Annotated in this window: 5 protein-coding genes and 1 pseudogene; 3 read left to right on the forward strand and 3 right to left on the reverse strand. The window is 63.9% G+C overall.

Annotation, left to right across the window (positions count from 1 at the left end; genetic code table 11):
* Positions 1 to 76 precede the first annotated feature (76 nt).
* Complete coding sequence (locus OZ10_RS05000; protein WP_039403520.1) at positions 77 to 1,243, forward strand: nucleotide sugar dehydrogenase; 1,167 nt, start codon at positions 77 to 79, stop codon at positions 1,241 to 1,243.
* Between the two features lie 274 nt (positions 1,244 to 1,517).
* Here the strand turns inward: OZ10_RS05000 and OZ10_RS05005 are convergent, their stop codons facing one another.
* The gene (locus OZ10_RS05005; RefSeq protein WP_039403518.1) at positions 1,518 to 2,921 is read right to left on the reverse strand and encodes a mannose-1-phosphate guanylyltransferase/mannose-6-phosphate isomerase; all 1,404 of its coding nucleotides are present in this window, start codon (positions 2,919 to 2,921) and stop codon (positions 1,518 to 1,520) included.
* A gap of 45 nt (positions 2,922 to 2,966) precedes the next feature.
* A complete protein-coding gene (locus OZ10_RS05010; RefSeq protein ID WP_039403516.1) occupies positions 2,967 to 4,313 on the reverse strand; it encodes a phosphohexomutase domain-containing protein in 1,347 nt (448 codons plus the stop codon).
* A gap of 134 nt (positions 4,314 to 4,447) precedes the next feature.
* On the opposite strand from OZ10_RS05010, the gene OZ10_RS05015 reads away from it, so the two are divergent.
* Both OZ10_RS05015 and OZ10_RS05020 read left to right on the forward strand, forming a co-directional pair.
* Positions 4,448 to 5,179, forward strand: a complete 732-nt coding sequence (locus OZ10_RS05015) for a CoA transferase subunit A (RefSeq protein ID WP_039403512.1) — start codon at positions 4,448 to 4,450, stop codon at positions 5,177 to 5,179.
* Positions 5,179 to 5,817, forward strand: coding sequence for a CoA transferase subunit B (locus OZ10_RS05020; RefSeq protein ID WP_039564064.1), 639 nt, complete (start codon positions 5,179 to 5,181; stop codon positions 5,815 to 5,817). Before OZ10_RS05015 ends, OZ10_RS05020 begins: the two co-directional genes overlap by 1 nt.
* Positions 5,818 to 5,840: 23 nt before the next feature.
* On the opposite strand, the pseudogene OZ10_RS05025 reads toward OZ10_RS05020, so the two are convergent.
* A pseudogene (locus OZ10_RS05025) lies at positions 5,841 to 6,364 on the reverse strand (rhamnan synthesis F family protein); the annotation flags it as partial.

Raw genomic sequence — 6,364 nt, forward strand, 5'->3', positions numbered from 1 at the left:
GGCCGTACCGTCATCACGCCATGACCTGCGCGCAGCGCGCTGCCTCCTCCCCCATCCAAAATCGCAAGGAATTCCAATGAAGATCGCTGTCGCGGGTACCGGCTATGTCGGTCTGTCCAATGGCGTGTTGCTCGCCAAGCACCATGAGGTCGTGGCGCTGGACATCGTCGAGGCCAAGGTCAAGCTGATCAACGAAGGCCGCTCGCCGATCGTCGACAAGGAACTCGAGGCCGCGTTGGCCGAGGGTGGCCTGAACTTCAAGGCCACGCTGGACGCCAACGAAGCGTTTGCCGGCGCCGAGTTCGTGATCATTGCCACACCCACCGACTACGATCCGGACACCAATTACTTCAACACCAGCTCGATCGAGGTGGTGATCGCCAAGGTGCTGGAGATCAACACCCAGGCGACGATGGTGATCAAGTCGACCATCCCGGTGGGCTACGTTGCCAAGCTGCGCGCGCAGTTCGGCACCGACAACATCATCTTCTCGCCCGAATTCCTGCGCGAGGGCCGGGCGTTGTACGACAACCTGTATCCGTCCCGGATCATCGTCGGTGAGCGCTCGGCGCGCGCGGAAACCTTCGCGCGGCTGCTGCAGGAAGGCGCACTCAAGCCCGACGTGCCGGTGTTGTTCACCGAGCCTACCGAGGCCGAAGCAATCAAGCTGTTCGCCAACACCTATCTGGCGATGCGGGTGTCCTACTTCAACGAACTGGACACCTACGCGCTCACCCACGGGCTGGACAGCCGCCAGATCATCGAAGGCATCTGCCTGGATCCGCGCATCGGCAGCCACTACAACAATCCGTCCTTCGGCTACGGCGGTTACTGCCTGCCCAAGGACACCAAGCAGTTGCTGGCCAACTACCAGAGCGTTCCGCAGACCATCATCCGGGCGATCGTCGATTCCAACACCACCCGCAAGGACTTCATTGCCGCCGACGTGCTGCGGCGCAATCCCAAGGTGGTTGGGATCTATCGCCTGATCATGAAAGCCGGCTCGGACAACTTCCGTTCGTCCAGCATCCAAGGCGTGATGAAGCGCCTCAAGGCCAAGGGCGTGGACATCATCGTGTACGAACCGACGCTGAGCGATCCGGAGTTCTTCCGCTCGCGCGTGGTCAATGACCTGGAGGCCTTCAAGCGCGAGGCCGACGTCATCATCAGCAACCGCATGGCCGACGCGCTGCAGGACGTGCAGGACAAGGTCTATACGCGCGATCTGTTCGGCGACAACTGAGCCCGGCAGGTCCTGCGTCTTGGCGCGTGGCGATGCCATTCGTCCAGGCCATCCATGATGTTGTCTTGGGCTACGGGGGCGTTCGCTGCCCTGCGGCGAACGCCCACGGGGCGGCAGTGGCATTGCCCGGTCGCATCCACGTGCGATGCAGCCTGCGCAAGCAGGCGACCTGTGACCTGTCTGCGCAGCGTGTTGTGATCGAAGCGAGGCAGGGATAACGCAAAACGGCGGCCATTGGCCGCCGTCGATGTTGCCGTCTACGTCGAGTGCGTGATCAGGCGCGGCCGTAGGTGTCCTCGAAACGCACGATGTCGTCTTCGCCCAGATAGCTGCCGGACTGCACTTCAATCAGTTCCAGCGGCAGCTTGCCCGGATTGCGCAGGCGATGCGTGACGCCCAGCGGGATGTAGGTACTCTGGTTTTCGGTCAGCAGCAGCACTTCCTCGCCACGGGTGACTTCGGCAGTGCCGCTCACCACGATCCAGTGTTCGGCGCGGTGGTGGTGCATCTGCAGGCTCAGCACGGCACCGGGCTTGACGGTGATGCGCTTGACCTGGTGACGCTGGCCCATGTCGATCGAGTCGTAGGCGCCCCACGGGCGATACACCTTGCGATGCCAGGTGGCTTCGGAGCGACCGTCGGACTTGATCCGGCCGACCACATCCTTCACTTCCTGGATGCGATCGCGGTGGCCGACCAGTACGGCATCCGGCGTCTCGACGACGACGACGTCTTCCAGGCCGACCATGGCGATCAGGCGCGAACCATAGGCATAGGTGTTGCGGCAATCCAGCTGGATTACATCGCCATGATGCGCATTGCCCTGGCCATCCTGCTCGGACACATCCAGCAGCGACGACCACGAGCCAACGTCGTTCCAGCCGGCATCCAACGGCACCACGACTGCATCGGCGGTCTTTTCCATCACCGCGTAGTCGATCGAATCCGACGGGCTTGCTGCGAAAGCATCCTTGTCCAGGCGGGTGAAGTCGGCGTCGCGCTTGCCGTTCTGCCACGCGGTCTGGCAGGCATCGGCAATGGCCGGATGGAACTTGCGCAGTTCTTCCAGGTAGCGCGAAGCACGGAACAGGAACATGCCGCTGTTCCAGTAGTACTCGCCGCTGGCCAGGTAGCCTTGTGCGGTTGCCAGGTCGGGCTTCTCGACGAAGCGTTCGACCGCACTCGCGCCAGTGCCCGCGCCGGCCTTGATGTAGCCGTAGCCGGTTTCCGGTGCGGTCGGCTTGATGCCGAAGGTCACCAGCTTGCCCTGTTCTGCGGCTGCTGCAGCAACGTTGACCGCAGCCTGGAAGGCAGCCTCGTCGCCGATCACATGATCGGACGGCAGCACCAGCAACAGCGGGTCGGCGCCGTCGCGGGTCGCTTCCAGCGCAGCAACCGCGATGGCGGGGGCGGTATTACGGCCCTTGGGTTCCAGCAGGATGGCAGAGGGCTTGACGCCCAACTGCTGCAGCTGCTCGGCGGCCATGAAGCGGTGTTCCTCGTTCGCCACCACGATGGGAGCATGGCCCGCGACGGGAGCCGCGCGCAGCCAGGTGGCCTGCAACATGCTCTTGTCGCCGACCAGCGGCAGGAACTGCTTTGGATAGGACTCGCGCGACAGCGGCCACAGGCGCGTGCCGGAGCCGCCGGACAAGATAATCGGAAGGACGTCGCTCATGAGCGGGGGGAACTCCAGTGCGTCAAAGTGGGGGAGGATGGTAAATCAACCGCGCAGCAGATCGGAAATCTCTTGCGTGCGGCTTTCCAGCAGGGCGGCATCGCCGCGGGTTTCCACGTTCAGACGCAACAGCGGCTCGGTGTTGGAACTGCGCAGGTTGAAGCGCCATTGGCCAAAGTCCGCGCTGATGCCGTCGGTGTAGTCCAGCTCCGGCGACAGGTCGGCGTAGTGCTCCATCACGCGGGCAACCGCGGCCTTGGCGTCGGCCACCTTGAAGTTGATCTCGCCGCTGCAGGGGAACTTCTGCATGCGCGCCTCGACCAGATCGGCCAGCGAACGACCGGACTGCGACACCAGCTCGGCGATCAGCAGCCAGGGGATCATGCCGGAATCGGCGTAGGCGAATTCACGGAAGTAGTGGTGCGCGCTCATCTCGCCGCCGTATACGGCGTTCTCGCTACGCATCTTTTCCTTGATAAAGGCGTGGCCGCTCTTGCATAGCACCGGAATGCCGCCGGCTTCTTCGACCTGCTCGACCGTGTTCCAGGTCAGGCGCGGGTCGTGCACGACCTTGCCGCCCGGCTGCTTGGCCAGGATGGCTTGTGCGAGCAGGCCGACCAGGTAATAGCCTTCGATGAAGCGGCCGGTGTGATCGAAGAAGAAGCAACGATCGAAGTCGCCGTCCCACGCGATACCGAAATCGGCGCCGTGGTCCTTGACCGCCTTGGCAGTGGCGTCGCGGTTTTCCGGCAGCAGCGGATTAGGGATGCCGTTGGGGAAGTTGCCATCGGGCTCATGGAACACGCGGACGAACTCGAACGGCAGATGCGGCGCAAGCAGATCCACGATCAGGCCGGCGCCGCCGTTGCCGGCATTGACCACCAGCTTGAGCGGCTTGAGCGTGCTGCGGTCCACGTAGCTGAGCAGGTGCTCCAGGTAGGCGGTCTTGTCGGTGCGGCTCTGCTCGGCGGCTGTGGGCTCGCCGGGTGCGGCGGTATCGGCCGCGACGGTGTCGCGGATGGCGAACAGGCCGGTATCGGAACTGATCGGTCGCGCCTGCTCGCGGACCAGCTTCATGCCGTTGTAGTCCATCGGGTTGTGGCTGGCGGTGACCATGACGCCGCCAGCGGCCTTGAGGTAATCGGTCTGGAAATAGACCTCCTCGGTGCCGCACAGGCCGATGTCGATGACCTCGCGGCCGCTGGCGCGCAGGCCGGCCGAGAGTGCTTCCTGCAGCGCCGGGCTGGCCAGGCGCACGTCGTGGCCCAGGACCACCGGCCCCTGATCCAGCTGCGCCGCCAGTGCCACGCCAATGCGGCGGGCCAAGTCCTCGTTGAGTTCATCCGGCACACGGCCGCGGATGTCGTAGGCCTTGAAGGCGGGTAGCGTCATGGGCAATTCCTAGGGTGGGGGACACCCGAGTTTAGCGGGTGCGCCGTGTCTTGGGTGTGGCGGAATTGCGACCGAGGACAGGGAACAGTCAGCGGATAGAATGGCCGCTTCACATCAGCGAGGTGAGGGCGGTGATGCGCAATGATGGACGTGACAAGGCAGCCGGCAAGCGCTACGCCGATGCCGAGGCGGCGCTCGAGGGCGTGCTGGCCGATGGCCAGACCCTGGCCGTGGGCGGCTTCGGGTTGTGCGGGATCCCGGAGGCGCTGATCGCCGCCGTGCGCGACAGCGGGGTCGGCGGGTTGACGGTGATTTCCAACAATGCCGGGGTCGATGGGTTCGGGCTTGGTCAATTATTGGCCACGCGGCAGATTCGCAAGATGATCTCGTCCTACGTGGGCGAGAACAAGGAGTTCGAGCGTCAGTATCTGGCTGGCGAGCTCGAGCTTGAGTTCAACCCACAGGGCACGCTGGCCGAGCGCCTGCGTGCGGGCGGTGCGGGAATCCCTGCGTTCTACACCGCCACCGGCTACGGCACGATCGTGGCCGAGGGCAAGGAAACCCGCGAATTCGACGGCAAGCACTATGTGCTGGAAACCGCACTGCAGGCCGACGTCGCGCTGGTCAAGGCGTGGCGAGCCGATACCGCGGGCAACCTGGTGTTCCGCAAGACGGCGCGCAACTTCAACCCGGCCTGCGCCATGGCCGGTCGCGTCTGCATTGCCGAAGTCGAAGAAATCGTGGAGCTGGGCGCCATCGACCCGGACCACGTGCATCTCCCCGGTATCTACGTCGACCGCTTGGTGCTCAATGCCACGCCGGAAAAACGCATCGAACAGCGCACCGTGCGCGAAGGACAGCAGTAATGGCCTGGACCCGAGACCAGATGGCCGCCCGTGCGGCGCGCGAACTGACCGATGGCGCCTACGTCAACTTGGGAATTGGACTGCCGACGCTGGTGGCCAACCACATCCCGGAAGGCGTGGACGTGTGGCTGCAATCAGAGAATGGACTGCTCGGCATCGGCCCGTTTCCCACCGAGGACGAAGTGGATGCGGACTTGATCAATGCGGGCAAGCAGGCCGTCACCGCGCGCGCCGGTGCCAGTTATTTCGGCAGCCACGATTCGTTCGCGATGATCCGCGGCGGACATATCGACCTGGCGATCCTGGGCGCAATGCAGGTCACCGACCGCGGCGACCTGGCCAACTGGATGGTGCCCGGCAAGATGGTCAAGGGCATGGGCGGCGCGATGGACCTGGTGGCCGGTGTCAAGCGCGTGGTGGTGCTGATGGAGCACGTCGCCAAGGACGGCAGCCACAAGATCCTGCGCGAATGCGACCTGCCACTGACCGGCGTCGGCGTGGTGGATCGCATCATCACCGACCTGGCGGTGTTCGATGTCACCGCTGACGGGTTGATGCTGGTGGAGGCGGCCGATGGAGTGGAGCTGGAAGAGTTACGCCAGAAGACAGGAGTGAAAATCTTGACGCCTCGACCGTGAGGCGAGGGCGGATGGCCTTCGGGTCATCCGGCCCGAACCAATCCCCGCCCAGTGAATCGATCGTCGAGTTGCAAATCCCCCAGCCACGGCGCCTGCCAGCGTCCGGAGCCGACGCATTGCAGCGGGATCTGTACCGAAGCTAGATCGAAATCCAGCAGGTAGCTTTCCTCCTGCATAACCCTGCAGACGTCTGCAATAAAGGCTAGTGCACCTTGATGCACCTGCGCAATTGTCGTCCACTGCGCTGGCGATCGCTCCGGACTGGCGTAGACCGCGGTCGTGCCCGCGTGCGCGCCCGTGAAATGTGAAAACTGCGGGGAAGGAGCGGTGAGAAGTGTTTCCAGAAGCAGATCGTGGCGCAGGATCGTCGATTGCTCCGGGTCCCCTTCGATACGGCCATCAAAATAGCGGGCGGCTGCCCAGCATTGATCGGAGATCTTTGTGGCGCGCCCGTTCAATGCAAAATAAACACCTCCCAGCGGCTGCCCGGTCAATCTTGCGAGGTTGGCCTGGATGGTGCCTGAGTAACCTATATCGGCCACCATGG

Origin of the sequence: Xanthomonas cannabis pv. cannabis (genome assembly GCF_000802365.1) — a bacterium.
GTDB classification, from domain to species: domain Bacteria; phylum Pseudomonadota; class Gammaproteobacteria; order Xanthomonadales; family Xanthomonadaceae; genus Xanthomonas; species Xanthomonas cannabis.